Source organism: Sphingobacterium sp. CZ-UAM (assembly GCF_002000245.1).
Classification (GTDB): domain Bacteria; phylum Bacteroidota; class Bacteroidia; order Sphingobacteriales; family Sphingobacteriaceae; genus Sphingobacterium.
The window spans coordinates 285,307-306,619 of record NZ_MTCM01000003.1 but is presented as its reverse complement, the minus strand read 5'-3'; the positions used below and the strand labels follow the sequence as shown (position 1 = coordinate 306,619).

The following is a 21,313-nucleotide window of genomic DNA, read 5'->3' as shown; positions in this document are numbered from 1 at the left end:
AAACAAGATGTTTTAAACAAATTATAGCTTATGTCGTCATTGTCCGTATTCTTTAGTCCGATTTCAATTGCAAGTATCTCTCCTGAGCATGGTTTCCTGAATTCCCAGCTAGGGAATGTGATTCAGGCCTATGAAACAGATTTTCCTACCTGGGAGGAAAATGAACAACCTCAATTGGCTATTATCGGTGTGCAGGAGGATCGGGCATCGGTCAATAATAATGGAACAGCTAAAGCCCCGGATGCCGTACGCAAACACCTTTATAATTTGTATCAAGGAGATTATAAGATGAACATTGTCGATCTGGGCAATATAAAAGCAGGGAATACTATCCAGGATACCTATGTAGCCTTGAAGTCGGTGGTAGAAGAATTGGTAAAAGCCAATATCCTTCCGATTATTATCGGAGGCGGACAGGACCTGACCTATGCGCAATACCTAGGCTACCAGAATTTGGAAAGGAAAATCGAATTGGCTATTGTGGATTCCCGTTTTGATCTCAATCAGGAAGAAGCTGAAAATGTCAGCCTCAATTCCCGGTCTTATGTCAATCACATTATCTTGCATCAGCCCGATTATTTGTTTAACCTGAATTCCATTGCTTATCAGACCTATCTCGTCAGCAAAGAGTCCATCAATATGTACGACAAATTGTTTTTCAATGCAACCCGCGTGGGAATGATTGCAGGTAAAATGGATCAGTCTGAACCTCTTATCCGGGCAGCTGACTTGATCAGCTTCGATATCGGTGCCATACGCGCATCAGAGGCACCGGGCAATGCCAATGCGATTCCAAATGGCTTGTACGGGGATGAAGCATGTCAGCTTGCACGCTATGCAGGTATGTCGGATAAATGTACTTCCATTGGTTTCTACGAATTGAACCCAACATTTGATCCCATGGAACAGACCGCGATGCTGGTGTCACAGATGATCTGGTGTTTTATCGACGGTTATTATAATCGCAAGCAAGATACACCTTTATACCCCAAATCGTCTTATATCATCTACCGTACCACACTTGAAAATGAAGAACATGAATTGGTTTTTGTGAAAAGTAAAAAGTCTGACCGCTGGTGGATACAAGTACCTTATTTTGGCTCAAAATCGGTCAATGAACGATACTATCTTGTGCCATGCCGCTACGAAGATTATCAACTCGCGGTTTCTGGGGAGATGCCCGATCTATGGTGGAAGACGCACCAGAAGTTGCAGTAAATAAGCTTAAAACAGCATTTTGGAGCTGACTTGATGCACTGTCCCAATTAATGCCGGGGGTGAGGAAAGCATGCTCCAATAGCGTGACATCCATTCATCAATCAATAGCGGTGTGATCGCGCAAGAAGACCATTTGTATACCGCTGTAAGTAGGCAAACTTATCATTAATGAAATTTGATCGCAGTATTCTGTCAGAAGGGATAAGAGGCTGCTGTTCGCATAAAATATAAATCATGGAAATATTTTTCTTCGCAGGAATTGTCTTGTTGCTGGTCATTTTGATCATCTTAGTGTTGAAAAGAAATGCTGCTACCACCTTGGATGTAAACCAGAATAAAGAAGTGGAAACTTTGAAAATAGAACTGGCACGTTCACAACAGCGAGAGCAAAGTTTGCTGGAAGAACGTTTAATGCTCAAAAACGAATTGGACAAGGAGCGTGAGAGTGTATTGGTTGCCGAACGTTCGCTGGAAAGCACACGGTCTTTCTATGAGGCCCAATTGGATAAATTTCAGGAGCAAAAAAATGAAATTGCCGAAATAAAAAGACAGTTTAACAATGAATTTCAGGTTATCGCCAATAAAATATTGGAAGAGAAAACCCAGAAATTTACCGAATCAAACCATCGTTCGCTCGGCCTGATCCTGGATCCTTTAAAGGAAAAAATCAAACTATTTGAAGAGAAGGTAGATAAAAATTATAATCAGGAAGCGGCTGAACGAAATTCCCTGCGGGGTGTCGTGCTACAGTTGGTCGAACAGAGTCTCAAGATTAAAGACGAAGCCAATAGCCTTACCAAAGCATTAAAAGGAGATACGAAAAAGCAGGGTAATTGGGGAGAGGTGATTTTGGAAAGAGTGCTGGAACGTTCGGGGTTGATGAAAGACCGTGAATTTAGGCTACAGGTTTCCCTGATGGATGCAGAAGGGCGGAGAATGCAGCCCGATGCGATTATTGATCTTCCCGAAGATAAACACCTTATCGTGGATTCTAAGGTCTCTTTGATCGCTTATGAGCGGTGGGTAAATGCGGAGACGGATGAAGACCGTGCGATTTTCGCGAAGCAACATGTACAGTCCGTCGAAAATCACGTGAAGGAACTCTCCGCCAAAAACTACCATGAGTTGTATGGGATAGAATCGCCGGAATTTGTCCTGTTGTTTATGCCGATTGAATCTGCATTGAGTATGTCCGTCGCAGAAAAACCAGATCTATTCAGTGATGCTTGGGATCGCAAGGTCGTTATTGTTAGCCCCTCGACCCTGTTAGCCACATTGCGTACCATCGCCAGTATATGGAAACAAGAACGTCAGACGCGCAATGTGATTGAAATTGCCAAAGAAGCAGGGAGTCTGTACGATAAATTTGTGAGCTTCCTGACGGATATGGAGCAGGTTCAGAATCAGTTGGAACGGGCATTAAAAAGTCATGAAGATGCGACGAAAAAGCTGTCGACTGGGGCAGGCAATGTTATCGGAAAAGTGGAGAAGTTGAAGCGGTTGGGCGCAAAGGCAAATAAGCAGATCGACGCTAAATTTCTGGACGAAGACGAATAATAAGAACCAGGACTTCATAAATACGACGACTTTCCGGTAACGTGATATATTTTACGATATGAAAGTGTGGTTTGTCCTGTTTAATGTGGTTCATAATGTCCGTTTATTCCTAAGTTAAAGCGATTGCCTCGAAAAGGAGAGACGGAGTAGTCAAACCTTCCTGTTCCGCAGGCATAACAATAAAACATTGAAGAGCTGATCATAAAAGCACTAGGCTTCTTGCAGATTAGCTCTTCAATCCTCAAACTAAGGCCGTAAGCTGAAGGCTTGAACTAACTAAAGTCTCACTACTAAATACTCATATCTCAATACTAACAGATAAAGCAGACTCACCTATATGACATCAGCCGAAGGCTTGACCCGACCAAAGTCTCAATACTCACTACTAACTACTCAATACTAATATCTCCCTACAGTTCTTTCATGCGTTTATTGATCGACACATCTACATATGTATCCTTTAAACGATCAACAGCCTCTTTTTCAGCAACGAGATTGGTATCTGATTCGTAATCATGTAAGGTTCTTAGATTTTGGATTTCATTGTCATAAGGATCACGTCCGGCCAACAGTTTGACAATGACGGGAAGACATTCTAAAAAGACAAAGAGTAGCGCGATAAAGAATACTGCATTCGCATTGGATTCATTGACCTTTCCATTGGCATCGTAGCGTAGGTTGCCCAGTGCAGAATTGCGATCGGCAAAACCTGCGACGTTGACAGCGCTGTCCAGTGAGGCATTTGACAGAACCTTTTGATCCAGTATTCCTTCAAATTTTTGCTTTTGACGGATTGCGTTTTGCTGTGCTGCGATCTTATTACGTAGCGTGTCCAGATATGCTTCTTTCTTTTTGAGGTCTTCTTCCTTCATTTTAGCATAAGGGCCATAGCCCATTACGCCCGAGGTTTCCGTGGTTTTATTACCATATATTTCATAGTTCAGTTTAGTGCGATCGCTCTTGATACTAGATTCCAGCGAATCACGTTCCACATTCGTCGCCTTTAATTGATTGACCTCATTGCTGTATTTTTTGTTGAACGTGCTGTTCAGGGTATCAATTTTTGCACGTTGGTCAGCGAGGTAACGTACACGTAAATTCTCCCGGATTTCCTTGTCGAAAATTTTCAGCTCCAAAGGCCTGGAAATAACTAAACCGATTAATATCGCCAAAAGAATACGGGGCAGGGCCTGCAAGAGTTGCATCCAGCCACTTTTTGATTTATTGATACTCAGTACGATATAGCGATCCATGTTGAAAATCGCCAAGCCCCAAATAATGCCAAATACGATGGCCAGCAGCCAGTCCAGTGTCCCCCCGCTAAACACAAAATACATGGCATAGCCGCCAGAAAGACTGGCAAATAATCCCGTAAAAAAAATAGTAGCACCTATGGCTGTGTACTTACTATGCTCCTCCGGATACTTTTCAAGAGTTTCTTGATGCACACCTGCACATCTCCAAAAGAAACGGTTAATAGCGCTCATTTAAATAGTTTTACCCAAATTGACAGATTATTTTTAACAAGGTTACGAATAAGTTTTTGTTTTACAATAGGATGACGGTTTTTGCTCGCTTGCTATGCAATGAAACCGGGCTCCCGTATTTGCCTAATTTTATTATCTTTGAAAAAAAATCAGGAATAATCAGACGATATGAAGAAAAGACAACTTTTGCCATTTTTAATGCTAGTGGCAACTGCGATTGTTGGTTGTGAGGAAAAAAAAATGATGACAGATAATCCTCTTTTATTAGCCTATGAAACACCCTTTAATGTTCCACCATTTGACAAGATCAAAAACGAACATTTCAGGCCCGCCTTTGAAGAGGCAATAAAAGTACATAATCTGGAGATTGACTCTATCGTCAATAACTCCGATAAGGCGACTTTCCAGAATACGATAGTAGCCCTTGAAAATGCTGGCAGCTTATTAAATAATGTGTCTACTGTATTTCATAATCTGAATAGCGCAAATACCAATGACAGTATTCAGGCGATTGCAAAAGACCTGGCCCCAATATTGTCTAGCCATTCGGATGAAATTTCGATGAACCCCAAGTTATTTGACAGAGTCAAAGAAGTTTGGAATAGCCGTAATACGCTCGGTCTGGATGCCCAGGACAACAAACTCCTCGAAGAGACCTATAAGAGCTTTGTCCGTTCTGGAGCAAATCTAAAGGATGCGGATAAAGAAAAAATGAAAAAGATCAATGCTGAACTTTCGACATTGACAACACAAATCGGAGAGAATTTATTGGCGGAGACCAATGCGTACCAATTGGTGGTTGATTCCGCGAGCCAGTTGGAAGGTCTACCTGAATCATTAAAAACTGCAGCGGCTGAGGAAGCTGTTGCCAAAGGGAAGAAGGATAAATGGGTATTTACCTTACAGAATCCTTCGATCATGCCTTTCCTGCAATATGCCAAAAACCGTGATCTGAGAAAGCAGATCTGGGAAGCCTATCAAATGCGCGGTAACAATGATAACACGAATGATAATAAAGCAATCATTCAAAAAATTGTTAATCTACGTCTTCAAAAGGCGAAACTATTGGGCTATAAATCACATGCCGCATATGTCCTTGAGGAATCGATGGCTAAGACACCTGAAAATGTCTATGCTTTATTGAATAAGTTATGGACACCTGCTTTGGCAAAAGCCAAAGGCGAGGAAGCGGATATCGCAAATGAGATTAAAGCTGAAGGTGGTACTTTCGCCGTTGCCCCATACGATTGGAGATATTATACAGAGATTATCCGCAAAAAACGCTTTGCACTGGACGAAGATGAGATCAAACCTTATTTGAGCTTGCCGACCGTACGCGAAGGCGCTTTTGCAGTAGCAAACAAACTATATGGTTTGACATTTGTCGCCCTAAATAATGTACCGACTTATCATAAAGAGGTAGAGGTGTACGAAGTGAAAGACAAAGATGGTTCACATCTGGGACTTTTATATGCAGATTTCTTTCCGCGTGAATCCAAACGTGGTGGTGCTTGGATGACATCTTACCGCGATCAATCCACAAAAGATGGCAAACGCGTTGCTCCGGTAATCTCTATTGTATGTAATTTCACAAAACCTGTTGGTAAGAACCCTGCATTGCTGACATTTGATGAAGCAACTACACTATTCCACGAATTTGGACATGCTTTACACGGACTGCTTTCCAATGTCAGATACAGATCTATGGCTGGTACTTCCGTGCCACGTGACTTTGTCGAATTGCCATCACAGATCATGGAAAACTGGGCCGCAGATCCAGAGGTGTTAAAGACCTATGCAAAACATTTTAAGACCAAAGAGGCAATGCCAGATTCATTGATCCAAAAAATGGAAAAAGCAGGAACTTTTGATCAAGGGTTTGCAACCGTGGAATACCTTTCGGCAGCATTACTGGACATGGATTACCATGCAACAACCAAAGAAATTTCAAAAGATATCAATGGCTTCGAAAAAGCAGCCATGAAGAAAATAGGGATTATCAATGCAATTATCCCACGCTATAGAAGCACTTATTTTCAGCATATCTTTGCTGGAGGTTATTCGGCTGGCTACTATGCTTATATCTGGTCCGAAGTGTTGGATTCAGATGCTTTTGCAGCATTCAAAGAAAAGTCTTTGTATGATAAAGCAACAGCGGATTCCTTCCGTAAGAATGTCCTCGAAAAAGGAGGAACAGACGATCCGGCAAAAATGTACCGTATCTTTAGAGGTGCAGACCCAGATCCGAAATATTTATTAAAAAAGAGAGGATTGAATTAATCCGCTACAAAACAAAAAAAGGAGATATATAAAAATATATCTCCTTTTTTTGTTTTAATACTTGTTATTCTAAAAACAATGCTTACATTTGAATGTTATTTATAATGAATCTAAATAAATATAGATAGTATGTGTGATACCAAGATTCTGAGTCAACGCGGAGATACCCACATTAGTGTATGCCACAAGTGTAAAACATATTATATCTGGCAGCAAAGTTTTGTGCTGACATTTACACAGAATAAGTTTTTCGATTTTCTGAACATCATTAAGAGTAATGGTGACGAACTTTTCTTCAGTTCATTCCCCGACGGTGAGTTCCGCTTGATTATGAAGACGCCTTACCCGGACATTGTTTTCTCGTTTGATGAAGAGCAATGGCAAAATTTTAGGGATGCCTTACAAGAATCGTATTACATGAATGAATTTTATGGCATGTTAAACAATTAAGATAAAAAGTCCTGTTGCTTCGCTTGTGTTTCATCTCTCTTTCCTTATGCGTTGCCAACAGGCACAAACAAAACCCTCAGAGATATCCGTATGATTGTACAGATAGCTACTGAGGGTTCTTCATTTATCTTAAAATACAGTTATTCGCCTATTGCATAATATTTAAAATCGAGCTCTTCAAGCTGTTTCCGGTTCAAGAGTTTCCGTCCATCAAAGACAAAGGCAGGTTTCTTCATCTGATCCTTGATCTTCTTCCAGTCGTAGCTTTTGAATTCATCCCATTCTGTTAATATGGCAACAGCGTGTGCGTCGTCACAGGCTTCATAAGGCGTATTGACAACTTTGACCAAGGCCCTGTTTTCTTCCGATGAACGTGTGTTCAGATAATCCAAGTCAGCGTAAATATGTTCCGCAGATACTTTTGGATCGTACACCGTAATTTCTGCCTGCTCATTTAAGAGATAGTCGGCCACATAGATCGCTGCGGATTCACGGGTATCGTTAGTATCTTTTTTAAATGCCCAGCCCAAAAAGGCAATCTTTTTTCCTGATACCGTATTGTACAATGTCTGGATGATATTGTCGGCAAAACGCTGCTTTTGATAATCATTCATTAAAATAACCTGATCCCAGTATTCAGCGACTTCTGTAAGCCCATAACTACGTGCGATATAGACGAGGTTTAGGATGTCCTTCTGAAAACACGAACCTCCGAAGCCAACTGATGCTTTTAAAAATTTAGCACCGATACGTGTATCCATGCCGATTGCTTTGGATACCTCATCGACATTGGCTCCTGTTTTCTCACAAAGCGCGGAGATCGAGTTGATGGAGGAGACCCGTTGCGCCAGAAAAGCGTTGGCGGTCAATTTAGAAAGCTCAGAAGACCATAGATTGGTCGTCAAGATTTTGTTGTGATCTACCCAATGCGCATAGATATCCACTAATGCTGCAATTGCTTCTTCATTTTCGCCCCCGATAAGTACACGGTCCGGATTGATCAAATCCTGTATTGCTGTCCCTTCGGCGAGGAATTCAGGATTGGATAGAATATGGAAATTCACACCATTACCGGTATTGTCAAGGATACTTTTCAATGCAGCGGCAGTACGTACCGGAAGAGTGGATTTTTCGACAACGATCTTGTCATTTTTGGCAACTGCAGCGATCTGACGGGCACAAAGCTCAATATATTTTAGATCCGCAGCCATTCCCTTTCCTTTTCCGTAATTCTTGGTTGGGGTATTGACCGAAATAAAAATCATATCGGCTTCATCAATAGCTTTGTTGATATCGGTTGAGAAAAACAAATTGCGGCCCCTCGCTTCAGCAACGATTTCCTGTAGCCCTGGTTCATAAACAGGAAGGTTTTCTAGGTTTTCGTCATTCCAGGCTGCGATACGCTCGGCATTCATATCAACAATGGTGATCTCAATATGCGGACATTGTTTCGCAACAACCGACATGGTTGGTCCACCCACGTAACCAGCTCCTATACAGCATATTTTCTTGATAGTTTTACTCATTTTGATTATCTTAATCAGCTATAAATTGAACAACAAATGTAAAGAATTCGAAATTGTTTTTTGTCGATAAAAGTCAATATTTCATTTCGAAAGTGTAAAAACAGGACGTTATTGAATTATAGCGCTTCATCGAAACGTTTGTTTGGCTCATTCTGAAGGTCTAGGAACGGAGATGGACCGCTTAGCTGGAGCTAAATCTCTTTTTGAGCTGTATAATTTACAGCGAAGGGTAGTATAAATAATTGGATCCGGGATAAAATCTATCAGATTTATACTAATTTTACATTAAAAATAGGAGCACGATTTTGATAAAGCAAGAGGTTATTGACAAAGTACTGGAAACGGCACGGATAGAGGAAGTGGTGGGTGACTTCGTTGATCTAAAGAAGCGTGGTACCTCCTTGATCGGAAACTGTCCATTTCACCACGAAAAGACACCTTCGTTCCACGTTTCTGTCTCCAAAGGCATCTACAAATGTTTCGGTTGCGGTGTCGGAGGAGATTCACTCAAATTTGTGATGGAACTGGAAAAGTTCTCCTATCCCGAAGCAATCCGGTATCTGGCAGATAAATATTCCATTGAGATCGAAGAAGTTGAACGGTCTCCAGCACAGCTCGCTGCGCAGGACAAAAGAGAAAGTCTGTATGTCTTGAGTGCCTGGGCCGGTAAATTTTTCGTAGAACAACTCTGGAAAAGCGAAATGGGGCAGGTCATCGGACTCAACTATTTCAAAGAGCGGGGATACCGTGAGGATATCATCAAGAAATTCGAACTGGGTTACTCACCAGAAGAGTGGACGGCACTGGTGGATAAGGCACAGGAGGCCGGCTTCCATCCGGATTACCTGGCTGCAAGTGGACTGGCGATAGAACGCGACGATAAATCGCTCTACGATCGCTTTAGAGGCCGTGTCATGTTCCCGATCCATAATTTGACCGGACGTATCATCGGTTTTGGTGGACGCACACTAAAGACCGATAAAAAGGTCGCCAAGTATGTAAACTCACCCGAGAGCGAGATCTATCATAAGTCAGATGTACTCTATGGGTTGAATTTCGCCAAGAAGGCAATCATGGAAGGGGACAACTGCTATCTCGTCGAGGGTTATGCGGATGTTCTATCTGTACATCAGGCCGGTGTCGAAAATGTGGTGTCTTCTTCGGGAACTTCCCTGACGACAGGTCAGATCAAATTGATTTCCAGATTTACCAAAAATGTAACCATACTCTATGATGGCGACGAAGCTGGAATAAAGGCCTCTTTGCGTGGTACCGATATGTTGCTGGAGGAAGGGTTAAATGTAAAGGTATTGCTCTTTCCGGACGGGAATGACCCGGATTCTTATGTGCAAACTTATGGTGCCACAGCTTTTAAAGAGTATGTGAAATCCCATCAGCAGGATTTTATCTTCTATAAGACCAATATCTTACTTCGTGATGCCAACAACGATCCGATCAAAAGGGCAGCGGTAATACGTGATGTTGTTGAAAGTATCGCTTTGATCCCCGATGAGATTAAAGTCTCCGTTTTTATTCGGGAATGTAGCAGCCTATTGGATATTGAGGAGCGTATTTTGCTTGCCGAACTCAACAAGATAAGGCTGAATAAGGCAAAGAAAGCCGATAAAGATGCCTCCCGTAAGGCACAAAATACCCCGGCAAATACAGGGATGCCGCCTTTTGGGATGGATGGCCCGCCACCTGATTTCTTTATGACCGACGATGAGCGTGGGGGACTGCCAGCAATGGAAGCAACAGAGCAGCCTGCACAGCTGACCGCCGAGATCCTACAGGAACGTGAGATCGTCCGCATCCTGATCAATTACGGCGATTACCTGGCCACTTGGGAAGGTGATGGCGATATTCCGGTTGCTGGTGTCCTACTGGGTAATATCGGCGATATTGAATTTAAGGATAAGGGCGCTGCATTTATTCTAAAAGCCTATCGGGATGCTGCTGAAAATTATGAAATCCCCGATCCAAAATTATTCTATTCCCATGCGGATGCTGCTGTCTCCGAACTGGCGATCAATTGTGTGGCGACGAAGTATTCGCTCAGTGAAAATTGGAATGACGACAAACGCAAGATCTATGTCAGCCAGGAATATGAGCATCTTAAGCAATTGGTTGTGGAGGCTATCTACCGGATAAAAAAGCAAAAAATCAGTGCGGAAATGCATCATATCCGTGAAGAAATGAAACAGGAACAGGATATTGCTAATTTGGAAGTACTTCTCTTTAAGTATCAAAAACTAAAAGAAGCAGAGCGTCTTCTAGGCGGATTTTTGGGAAATACGATTGTAAAGTGATCCGGATAATATGGCGAAACATCTTGAAATAGGAATACTGGGCGAGCAGTTGGCCATGGAATACCTGATCAGGATGGGCTGTAAAATAGTGTTAAGAAATTGGCGATTTAAGAATTTAGAAGTAGATTTGATCGTCATGGACGGAGATACCCTGGTATTTGTGGAGGTCAAAACACGGTCGACGACGGCTTTTGGCGAGCCTTACGAATTTGTGGATGTGCGCAAGCAACGGCGGCTCATTCGGGCAGCACAGGCTTATATATTAAAACATGCATATAACGGCGAAGTGAGGTTTGATGTGGTAGCTGTAACGAATAACACAGATGCAGAAGTTACTTATATAAAAGATGCATTTTGGGATAGTTAGTATTGTTTTAGCAAGTAGATCGGAATCTTGGTTATATAATCACAGTTTTACCAGGTTGCCATGTTGAATCAGACTTTTATATCATAACGATGAGATGCTCATGATCTATTCAAACAGATTGTTTTTATAAAGATCGGATTGTTTCATCAGCTTTAAAAATAGATTATATAGATGAAACCCATCATGATTTATTCAAACCGGGTAAAGCGAGCTCATGAATGCCGCTTAAAACATACACCCGATGAATAAATCTGATAGCTTCATCACAATTGAAAAACAAATTTATACGGATGAAAAAAATTACGTATTTTATTGCGGTCGCAACACTTGCTTTTGCTTCCTGTAAGTCGAAAAAATCTGCATTGGAATTTGCGTCACCCGGCGCAAACCAAGCTGTTTTAAAGGGTAGCCAAGTTCAACTGAAATTGAAATTTGATGCAATTACCATGGATTCTGTTGCTTATTTCGTGGACGACAAGCATGTGGGGTCCTCAACAGATACTGTAGCAATTACGGTAGAGACCAAAGATATGGCTTATGGTACACGTAATATTTCTGCAACAGTGTACAGTGGTGGCAAGTCTGACTCCGTATCGAGCACTTTTTATATTGTTCCAGCGGCAGCAAAGAACTATGGATTCGAGATAGTCAACAAATATCCGCATGATACCAGCGCATTTACCCAGGGACTTCAGTTTGCCGATGGTGTATTGTATGAATCTAATGGACGATACGGTGAGTCTAACCTCAGAAAGGTTGACCTGACAACTGGAAAGGTACTGAAGGAAATCAAATTTGATGAGAAAACCTTTGCCGAGGGGATGACATTAGTTGGCAGTAAATTGTTTATGTTGACCTGGGAGCAGGGTGAGGGATATGTGTTTGACAAAAATTCATTTACAAAAGAAAGTTCATTTAAATACGAAAATAGTAAGGAGGGATGGGGGATTACCTATGATGGCAAGCGTTTGATCAAGTCAGATGGCTCCAATAAATTGTTTTTCCTGGATGCGGTTACTGGTAAAGAGTTAAGTTCAATTGCTGTATATGACGAGAATGGTCCTGTCGATCAACTAAATGAATTGGAATATATTGATGGAAAAGTTTACGCGAATGTCTATCAGAAGGACATTATTGCAATTATCAATCCCGAAACAGGTGCTGTAGAAGGAAAGATCAACCTGGTTGGAATCTACGAACATACTTCGGCTTATGATAACGAATTGAATGGAATTGCTTATGATCAGGCCAAAAAACGCTTGTTTGTAACAGGTAAGCTCTGGAATACCTTATATGAAATCAAAGCAATAGAAAAGTAGTATTCCACACGATATATATATATTAAATAAAAAAGGCTATCCAGTTGGATAGCCTTTTTTATGCGATTTTAAATGTATGTCCAAAACAAATTCACATATTCAATGCGCAAAGGGTTTGTTTTGATTTTCTGTACATCTTCCTTTATTTTTTACGCTGAATTTAGCTGCCTCAATACCATGCTATTCAATAAAGTGTCTGTATCGGCCATGTAAGAGGTATGATCCGCATTATCTTCTCAGGAGTCCGAAAAGTACGACGCCAATCATGACAATTACTATCGATGCATTCCGGTTTGTATCCCTGCGGAGATCTATCGAAAGCTGCTATCCATTGCTTGAAGGACCTTTGTGCAGATCCTCTTCCAAGTTTGAAATGATCGTATCCGTCTCGAAGGATTATATCCTGTATGAGCGTCTGAAACTGAGCGTGCAAACAACGATCAATATGAAGGGCATGTTATAAAAAAAGGGATGAACCAATGGTTCATCCCTTTTTTTATAATTTTATTTTGCGATTAATAAACCGGAGTGAAGCTCCAGTTATCATCAAAACGAGTTGTACCATTTAGACCTGTCGCAACATAACCTGTTGATTGGATTGCAAAACCGACAGCATCTTGTCTAGCGCCACCGTTAAAAGAAGTATTGTCATATGTCCAGCTATCTCCACTGATGTTGTATTTAACAACAGAACTGCTTGCTGTACCTTTTGATCCACCTACTAAGAAGCCATTGCTACCAATTACAAAAGCTGCAGCGTTAGAGCGGTTCACACCACGATCATTATCTAAATCAGCTAACTGTGTCCATTTGCTACCATCAAATTTGTAGAAATCTGTTGGGTAACCGCCATTGGAAACTCCACCACCAACATAAGCAGTATTACCTGATACAAATACAAAAGCACCTTTTCTCTTCGCTGCAAATGGAGCATCAGGAATTGCTTCCCATTTATTTAACTCTGGGTCATATTTGAAAAATTGATTGGTAAAGGCAGTACCATTTGCAATGGTAGTTTCTCCTGTACCCACATAAGCTTTTCCGCCGATAGTGAACGCTACTGCATTTGCTAATACAATAGGCAAGTCCGCAACTTTAGTCCATTGTTTTCCTTTTTCTGCTGAAGGATCAAATTTATAGAAATCTTTCAAGAAATTTGCGCCATCATTACCGCCACCTACATAGCCAAAATCACCGATTGCAAAAGCAATTGCACCACGACGACCGCTACGCGCATCTTTATCTGCTAAAGTATCTTTTTCGCTCCAGGTATTGGATGCTGGATCATAAGCATATGTGTTTTTTAAATGAACAGCCTTGCTACCTGCATTACTTGATTGACCAGTAGTTACATATGCGATGTTCTTTATTACAAAACTTGCTGCGGAAGATGTTTGTGGACCTTTGTAAGCTGCTTTTTGAAACCACTCGGTCGATTTTTCTTCACTAGTGTCATTGCTTTTTTTACAAGAAGAGAATGTTGTAACTGTAAATACAAAAGCTGACAATACGAGTAGCCAATTTTTCTTGTTCATAAATTATTGAAATTTAGTATAAAGGATGTTTAATTTAATTCTTGGATCATTACCATCTTTTGCCAATATCAACCGATCCGCTGTTCTTGATAGCTGAGAAGGTGTCACTACTGTAGCCCCGCTTGCAGTTCTCGTTGTTACTGGCAACGGAGGTAAAGATAGATATAATGAAGTGTTTTTATATGCTGTTGTTTTAATTTTATTTAAATAATCAATCAAATTAAAGGTGTATTTACCATTTGCATCTCCAATTTTAATCAATGGGGCAGATTGCACTGGGTTTTGCGCATCTCCTGATAATGATGCTAAGGCGCTCACCGGTGTCCCTTCGCTATTTGCGATCATAAGAACCAGATTTTCAGGTTGCGCATAGCCCTCTAGCGGGTTATTTTCTGCTTCAATGACAAGTTCCACTTTATTGATTGAAATTGTTGGATCGTTTACCAAGGATAATAACGTAGGGAACTCGATTTTCGCTACAACACCACTCGAACCTTCGAGGAATGTATTACCATCGGTTTTTTCAACATCAATCTGCGGGTTAGCAATTGTCATTGCTGCAAACTTCGTTGCCGAGCGATCTGCTTCAATTTGATTGTATTGGTATGCTTTGTTGTCGATAGCAAAAGATTGTTTGCTGCTTACCTTATTCCCCTCATTGTTCTCAAAAGAATAATGTACCTGTAGAAAAACGGTATCTGTAAATCCAATAAGCGTTGTATTGTTTTTATCCGGAACCAGCGCTAAGCCCTTAAAATACTCCTGAAAACTCGTGTTATTTTGAATCCTGTTATCCCCATTTTTTATCAACCTGAAAAGTTCATTACTGATTGAGCTATTGAATTTAAAGAATAAGGAATCCGTTGATTTTACGCGTGGGTTAAAGGAAAGTTCAGCTAAAGGGGTGCTCTCATAGGCTAATTTTTTATTGCTGAATATGCTAGGAGTAGTTACATAAAATGGTCTTTCAATCGCCGGCTGCGTCGGATCTATTGGTGTCAATGTAATATCTTCCGTGACGCGATGCACTGCAATTTTCTGAATTTTGGTTGTATCGCCGTAATAGTATTTGTTCGGGCTCAATACTAGGGAAACCGAATCCAGTACCGCATCCTCCGGAATGGCGGTGCCGTTTATTGTACCGATCCCCAAACGCAAATAAGAAGTAGATTTGACACTACCGGTGACCGCATTGCTATTTTTTCCTACCAGAACCGTACCTGTATTTGAAGTTGGAAGCGGATCCAATTGATAAGTGGAAACTTTGACGGAAACTGTATCAATTGGTACTACGCCAATCGTTTCATTTCTCGAATTATCCAAAGAAAGTGAAATGTCCTTATTACAACCGACAAAAGCTGCCAATGTAAAAAGCGGAAGTAAAAATTGTATACTACGTCTCTTAAAGTTTTTGATCATATTAATTTTTGAATAGTGCAAAAGTAATCAATGCTTACTGTTAATCAGTGTTATATTTTGTTAAATATGGTTAATTACCACAGCGATTGCAAATCTAGTAATTTAAATTTGTTTTCGTTATGGGTAGAAGATTTAAATTGCTGATCAGCTTGATCGTTTTAATAGGTACAGGAATTACCATTGTGCTTGGCGTCTGGCTTTACGGAAGTTATACCAATCGGCGGGACCTTTTTCTGTCCACGGCCGAACGGTCGCTTTTTAATGCCGTACAGGAAGTGTATCAGGCAGAAAATGGTGATCAACGATTGGATGATCCCGACACAGAGAGAAACCGGCTTCTCAGGGATATAAAAAATGAACTGCTACCCTCGTTATCCGAAGCTGAACTTGATCGGGCCTTGGAAAGGGTGCGGGCCCGACAGCCCCGTAAAGAACATATATTTCGCAGCGATCCAGATCGCAAAGGGAAAATGTATTCCAAAGATCGCGATCATCAGAATGCTATTATTCCGCCCTTCTTGTTCCGCGATTTTGAAATGAGTAAGATGAACTTGGATCAGATCGACAGGAAATTCACAGAATCACTGAACAATAAAGGTATCTCGGTGCCCTATGAGTTGAGCGTCGTTACGATTCCACGCGAGCAGGTAAAGGATGTACGTCGCGAATACCGCGAAAAAAACCTGGCCTGGACAAGACCGATGATGGTCAATCCCGTAAAGAATGAGTTTCTGGTTGTTAAGTTCCAGGAGGATTGGAAATATCTGCTTTTCAGCCTGAGCTGGCAATTGCTGATTTCGCTGCTGTTGATCGGTCTTTTGTTGGGCACTTTCTTTTACCTGATGAAAACCATTTTTAACCAGAATAAAATGGCCGAACTCCGAAAAAACTTTGTCGATAATATGACCCACGAACTGAAAACTCCAGTATCCACCGTAATGGCAGCAATTGAAGCTATACAACTGTACGGCGTGCGGAACGACAGGGAAAAGATGGACCGTTACCTTGATATTTCAAAAAAAGAACTTGAACACCTATCCGGTATGATTGAGAAAGTACTGCAGATGGATATCGATGCTTCGCGGGGAATTGTTCTACAACGGTCAGATTTTGATATTGTCGCCATGGTGGCAAGTGCGATTGAGGTGGCTCAACTCAATAAAACAAAAACAGTAGAAGTGGAGCTCCATGCCGATCCCGAGTCGATCCTGATCAAAGGCGATGAATCCCATCTGAAAAATGTCATCAATAATCTATTGGAGAATGCCATAAAATATTCGGGAACACATGTCAGCATTAAAGTTGACATTAAAGCTGCCAAAGAACATGTCCAGATCCGTATTCGGGATAATGGGAAGGGTATTGCGCCCGAATACCATCAGCGGGTTTTCGATATGTTCTTTAGAGTACCTTCGGGCAACTTGCATGATGTCAAAGGCTTTGGCCTGGGACTTGCGTATGTCAAGCAGGTTGTGAAGCGTCATGAGGGTAAGATCAGTGTCGAGAGTGAATTGGGAAAAGGAAGTACCTTTATCATCAAGTTACCATATTAGCCTATAGGAAGCTATTTTTCGATATAGCTTTGTATAGAAAAAGCATTATTATTGAACGACAGGAATTATGATTAATATTTTATACGTAGAGGATGAGCCAAGTCTGGCGATGATTGTGGCAGATAGCTTGGAAGCTAATGGCTTCCATGTTGTACACTGCAGCAATGGACAGGAAGCCCTGGAGTCTTTTAGCATAGCAAAACCAGATATCATGGTGGTGGACGTGATGATGCCTGTTATGGATGGTTTCACCTTGGCCACCAAAATTCGGGAGATGGACACCTTGCTCCCCATCATCTTTTTAACGGCCAAAGTACAGACGGAGGATGTGGTTCGGGGATTTCGTCTCGGCGGAGACGACTACGTCAAAAAGCCGTTTAAGATCGAAGAATTGGTTGTACGCATAGAGTCTTTGTTGAAAAATAATCCTAAAATGTTGTTCGGTCAGAAACTGATGATCGGTGATTATACACTGGACAGCCTGAAGCATCAACTCACCTATCAAGAAGAGGTCCTTAAATTATCCTTTCGGGAAAGCGAACTGCTACGCAAGCTGTACGAACAGAAAGATAAGGTGATCGCTAGAGAAGAGATTATGCGCGCTTATTGGAGCCACGACAAGTATTTTACAGGGCGAAGCCTAGACGTATTTATTAGCCGCATCCGTAAGTATCTGAGCCAGGATCCTCGAATCAAAATTACCAATATACGCGGCGTTGGCTATATGCTGACAGTGGATTGATAAGCTTGTTCCACGTGGAGGATGTTTATTGTTTTCGCATTCGATTAGCCTTCCCGCCCATACCCCGGATATGGTAGGTAAAACTCAAGATGGCGTAGCGGTTGATTGCATTGGATTGGGATACCCGCACCCAGAGGTCGTTGACCTGTTGATTGACATTTTTATTGTCATTAAAAATATCAAAAACCGTTAGATTGATCTCTGCATTTCTCTTTTTGAACATCTTCCTGCCGACAGAAACATTCCACAACAAACTTGTCGTGCTGGGCGCGTTTAGGATACTTCCGTTATATAAGTAATTGAACGTCGAATTTAAGGTCCAGCTTTGCCATAATGTCAATGCGATGGAATTGCTGATGCTGTGTTTATAAACAGCGTAATTGGATTTTTCAGTTGCCGAATTTTTTGAATAGGCTAAATTTCCATTATAATCCAATCCGATGATCAGCTCCCTGCTGAAAGCGGTGTTCACGCCGACACGTTGATTGATTCCGTAGGTTTTTGCATCTACTTTTTCCAGGTTCAACAAGGTGTAATTCTGGTTGAAATAGAGATTATTATTCAGGTTGATATTCAATTTCAAAGGTTCTACGCGATAACCAAGGCTATTATGCCATTTTAGATTGTATACGCCGTTAAAATTCTCGGGTTTGATATATTGCCCTCCCGGTCCCAGTATGACATCGTTCTCAATGGTAAATGCCGAATCAGTTGTAAAGATGGTGTTTGAAATCTTGTTCTGAATAAAATCCGCTGTAAAATCTGATGTAAAACTTCGGCCCGAGGCCTTATTGACAGACCTGAACTGCATGACCAGGTTATGGTCGTATTCCTGTTTTAGGTTCGGGTTGCCCGAAGTAATGCGCAGTGGGTTCTGATTATCTATAAAATCCTGTAACTGTTCAATAGCAGGTGTATTCGTTTTGGCATTATAGCGCAATTCAATACGGGTTTCTTTAGTGAAGTTATACTGGAAGTTTAAATTTGGCAGTAAACTGTTGAAGTGACTTTCTGTTTTCAATCTGTTCGGAAATAACTTGTCATTTGTCTGATTGGCGGTCTGATAATCCAATCCGACCTGAAAGCGTATGCTATCTTTTTTATTGAATAAATAAGATACCCCCGCACTGTGGTAAACAAAGTCATTGCGGAATTCGTTCGAGAGACGGTTTTTCAATTCGCCCAACTGCTCGGTTTCTGCCAGGAATTCATAGGTTTTACGGTCAGAATACCGTGCTGTATTCCGAAAAGTATAGTTTCCCTGCAAACGTGCGTATCTGCCTAACATCTCGGTATAGGCAATTTTGGTGCGAAAACCATTATTGTCACCGATGGTGTAATTGCGGTTGTTTACGGTGTCCATTCGACTGAAGTCCCCATTTTTGTAGTACGTGTTTAAAGCGTAGTTTGCGGCGTTTGCCTTGTTTGTGCTGAAAGATCCATTCATATTGACGCTGATCGTTCGTCCCGGTTTGTTTAGCCTACGCATATAGGTGAGATCCCCGCCCCAGTTGAAATTTTCGCCAAAACTGCTGTTGTTTCTGTTGGATTGGTTAAGCATTTCGCTCAGGTTTAATAAGGTACTGCCCAGCGAGCTGCTATGCCTATTATTGCTCTGATAGGAAAAATTGGGCTGAATGTCCAACTTTTGAATAGAATCTATTTTCCAGTTTGCCCGCATGGAGAAGGCGTGATTGTTTGTGTAGGTGCTACCAGATTGCTGTTGATTGTTGATCTGGTTGGCTCTATTGCCGGCAGTATATTCAGTTTTGTTTTGGCTGATGGTATTATTGTCGGTATAGTTGTAGCTGTAATTGGCGTTGAAATCCATGCGGTCTGCCAAAAAGCGGTCGAGATAATTAAATCCGGCATTGAAGCGTGTTGTGATGCCCTGTCCGGTACGGCCGCGCGTATTGCCGCGTGGTGCAAAACCATTGGGCTGGTTGACGTTATTAGTGTTGATATCTATCGAGTACTGACGCTTTGGATTCATTTTGGTGACTTGGGTATTTACAGCATATTTGTTGTCTGGGCCAGCTCCGCCGCTGATCTTGCCAAAATAAGATTTCCTTTTATCCGGCTTGGTGACAATATTGATAACCTTCATCCGTTTGCCATCGTCAAATCCGCTGAATTTCGCCTGCTCGGTTTTGTCATCAATGAGCTGGACTTTAGCAATCACATCGGCAGGTAAGTTTTTAAGGGCGACTTTTGGATCAGTGCTAAAAAATTCACGGCCATCAATAATAATCTTGCTTACGGCTTCTCCCTGCGCCTTTACATTCCCGTCTTCGTCAATTTCAACACCCGGGATCTGCTTGACCAGCTCGTCAGCATCTGCAAATTCAGGTGTGATATATTTTTTTGCATCAAATTCTAAGGTATCCCCCCTTACCTGTACACTCGTCGGTGAGATGCTGATTTCATCCAGCACGATCTCCGAGCTGTTGAGCTTAAAATTGACCTCGACGGTTTTACCAACCAATCTGATCTTTCGGATATCTGCTGTATAACCCATTGGCTGTACCGAAATCAGATAATCACCGTTGGGAAGTGCTGCACTGGCAAATTTGCCTAAGATATCCGTTGGTGTCTGCAGTTTACTGGAGTCTTTTAAGGCAATGATCGTTACATTGGCTCCCGAAATTGGTTTTGAACCGTTGCTGTCCATGAGCCTCCCAGATATATATTGCTGGGCAAAAGCATTCATCTTTAATAGCATTAAACTAAGCGAAAGGATAACAATTGTCCAGGTTTTGATTTTCATTGGTTGGGGATGTATGCGTGGTTTTAGGCTTTGTTATTGGTTGTTTTTTTTATTTGTCAAATTTATGCGACTATTTGATACGAATTACTATCATTTTAGTTACAATAATCCTAACTGAACGGAAAGATTAGATATATTTGCAGTAGAATTAGAAATCAACTGAACGGCATAGTATATGAAAGAAAGTGTTTTGAGTAGAAAAGAGCGTATTATGAAAGAAGCATTGCTGCTTTTTTCAGACCAGGGCTATACCAATACGTCTACCAAAACAATAGCACAGAACGCAGGCGTTTCTGAGGCTTTGATATTCAAACATTTTGGTAACAAAGATGCACTCTTGGTCTATCTGGTTAAATCCGGATATCGCAAGGTCCTTACCCATCACCGTGGGATGATGACCTATCGTGAACCCAAAGATTTTTTGCGTACCATGATCAACCTTCCCAATAAGTTGGTCAGTGCCGAACCCATATTCTGGAAATTGCAGGAAAGACTGTCCCATCATCCTTTTTCCAAGCAGCAGCATGAACAGTTTATGAAACCGGTACAGCCGATTATCCATCGTGCTTTTGAAGAATTAGGATATGAAAATCCTGAATTAGAAACACAGTTCCTTCTATTGATCATTGATACGCTGTGGAAAAAAGAGGCCATCGGTGAATTGGATCATGTTATGGAATTGACGCTGTTCCTCGAAAAAAAGTATAATTTGATTTAGTATCTAGTATTTAGTAATGAGTATTTAGATTCTGGTTGTTTAAGCTTACAGCTGATACTTCGTTTG

16 protein-coding genes are annotated in these 21,313 nt (G+C 41.4%); 11 read left to right on the top strand and 5 right to left on the bottom strand.

Features of this window, described 5'->3' with window-relative positions:
* Positions 1-30 precede the first annotated feature (30 nt).
* Together BWD42_RS15075 and rmuC are read left to right on the top strand one after the other, a co-directional pair.
* Positions 31-1,218: a formimidoylglutamase gene (locus BWD42_RS15075; RefSeq protein WP_077437223.1), complete on the top strand. Its 1,188-nt coding sequence runs from the start codon at positions 31-33 to the stop codon at positions 1,216-1,218.
* A gap of 234 nt (positions 1,219-1,452) precedes the next feature.
* Positions 1,453-2,775, top strand: coding sequence for a DNA recombination protein RmuC (gene rmuC / locus BWD42_RS15070; protein WP_077437222.1), 1,323 nt, complete (start codon positions 1,453-1,455; stop codon positions 2,773-2,775).
* A 410-nt stretch (positions 2,776-3,185) separates the two neighbouring features.
* On the opposite strand, the gene BWD42_RS15065 is transcribed toward rmuC, so the two are convergent.
* On the bottom strand, positions 3,186-4,262 hold the full coding sequence (locus BWD42_RS15065) for a DUF4407 domain-containing protein (protein WP_077437221.1): 1,077 nt from the start codon (positions 4,260-4,262) through the stop codon (positions 3,186-3,188).
* A gap of 168 nt (positions 4,263-4,430) precedes the next feature.
* On the opposite strand from BWD42_RS15065, the gene BWD42_RS15060 reads away from it, so the two are divergent.
* Positions 4,431-6,542 (top strand): M3 family metallopeptidase, encoded by a 2,112-nt coding sequence (locus BWD42_RS15060; protein WP_077437220.1) that lies wholly within the window; start codon positions 4,431-4,433, stop codon positions 6,540-6,542.
* Between the two features lie 129 nt (positions 6,543-6,671).
* Positions 6,672-6,992, top strand: coding sequence for a hypothetical protein (locus tag BWD42_RS15055; protein ID WP_077437219.1), 321 nt, complete (start codon positions 6,672-6,674; stop codon positions 6,990-6,992).
* A gap of 140 nt (positions 6,993-7,132) precedes the next feature.
* Here BWD42_RS15055 and BWD42_RS15050 read toward each other — a convergent pair whose 3' ends face one another.
* Positions 7,133-8,518, bottom strand: a complete 1,386-nt coding sequence (locus BWD42_RS15050) for a nucleotide sugar dehydrogenase (RefSeq protein ID WP_077437218.1) — start codon at positions 8,516-8,518, stop codon at positions 7,133-7,135.
* 305 nt (positions 8,519-8,823) lie between these two features.
* Here BWD42_RS15050 and dnaG point away from each other — a divergent pair, with 305 nt between their 5' ends.
* The 4 genes from dnaG to BWD42_RS15030 all read left to right on the top strand — a co-directional run bounded on the left by dnaG (position 8,824) and on the right by BWD42_RS15030 (position 12,976).
* Positions 8,824-10,827, top strand: coding sequence for a DNA primase (gene dnaG, locus BWD42_RS15045; protein ID WP_077437217.1), 2,004 nt, complete (start codon positions 8,824-8,826; stop codon positions 10,825-10,827).
* 10 nt (positions 10,828-10,837) lie between these two features.
* Positions 10,838-11,194 carry a YraN family protein gene (locus BWD42_RS15040; RefSeq protein WP_077437216.1) on the top strand — a complete coding sequence of 119 codons (357 nt, stop codon included), beginning with the start codon at positions 10,838-10,840 and terminating at the stop codon, positions 11,192-11,194.
* Between the two features lie 290 nt (positions 11,195-11,484).
* Complete coding sequence (locus tag BWD42_RS15035) at positions 11,485-12,513, top strand: glutaminyl-peptide cyclotransferase (RefSeq protein WP_077437215.1); 1,029 nt, start codon at positions 11,485-11,487, stop codon at positions 12,511-12,513.
* A 265-nt stretch (positions 12,514-12,778) separates the two neighbouring features.
* Entirely contained in the window at positions 12,779-12,976 is a 198-nt protein-coding gene (locus BWD42_RS15030) for a hypothetical protein (RefSeq protein WP_077437214.1), read from the top strand.
* 52 nt (positions 12,977-13,028) lie between these two features.
* On the opposite strand, the gene BWD42_RS15025 is transcribed toward BWD42_RS15030, so the two are convergent.
* Complete coding sequence (locus BWD42_RS15025) at positions 13,029-14,048, bottom strand: Kelch repeat-containing protein (protein WP_077437213.1); 1,020 nt, start codon at positions 14,046-14,048, stop codon at positions 13,029-13,031.
* 3 nt (positions 14,049-14,051) lie between these two features.
* Positions 14,052-15,467: a DUF4270 family protein gene (locus tag BWD42_RS15020; RefSeq protein WP_077437212.1), complete on the bottom strand. Its 1,416-nt coding sequence runs from the start codon at positions 15,465-15,467 to the stop codon at positions 14,052-14,054.
* 119 nt (positions 15,468-15,586) lie between these two features.
* On the opposite strand from BWD42_RS15020, the gene BWD42_RS15015 reads away from it, so the two are divergent.
* Together BWD42_RS15015 and BWD42_RS15010 are read left to right on the top strand one after the other, a co-directional pair.
* Entirely contained in the window at positions 15,587-17,020 is a 1,434-nt protein-coding gene (locus BWD42_RS15015; RefSeq protein ID WP_077437211.1) for a sensor histidine kinase, read from the top strand.
* 67 nt (positions 17,021-17,087) lie between these two features.
* A complete protein-coding gene (locus BWD42_RS15010; protein ID WP_077437210.1) occupies positions 17,088-17,762 on the top strand; it encodes a response regulator transcription factor in 675 nt (224 codons plus the stop codon).
* A gap of 25 nt (positions 17,763-17,787) precedes the next feature.
* On the opposite strand, the gene BWD42_RS15005 is transcribed toward BWD42_RS15010, so the two are convergent.
* On the bottom strand, positions 17,788-20,529 hold the full coding sequence (locus tag BWD42_RS15005) for a TonB-dependent receptor (protein ID WP_077437209.1): 2,742 nt from the start codon (positions 20,527-20,529) through the stop codon (positions 17,788-17,790).
* Positions 20,530-20,704: 175 nt separating this feature from the next.
* Between BWD42_RS15005 and BWD42_RS15000 the strand changes: the two genes are divergently transcribed.
* Positions 20,705-21,247 carry a TetR/AcrR family transcriptional regulator gene (locus BWD42_RS15000; RefSeq protein WP_077437208.1) on the top strand — a complete coding sequence of 181 codons (543 nt, stop codon included), beginning with the start codon at positions 20,705-20,707 and terminating at the stop codon, positions 21,245-21,247.
* Positions 21,248-21,313: the final 66 nt, after the last annotated feature.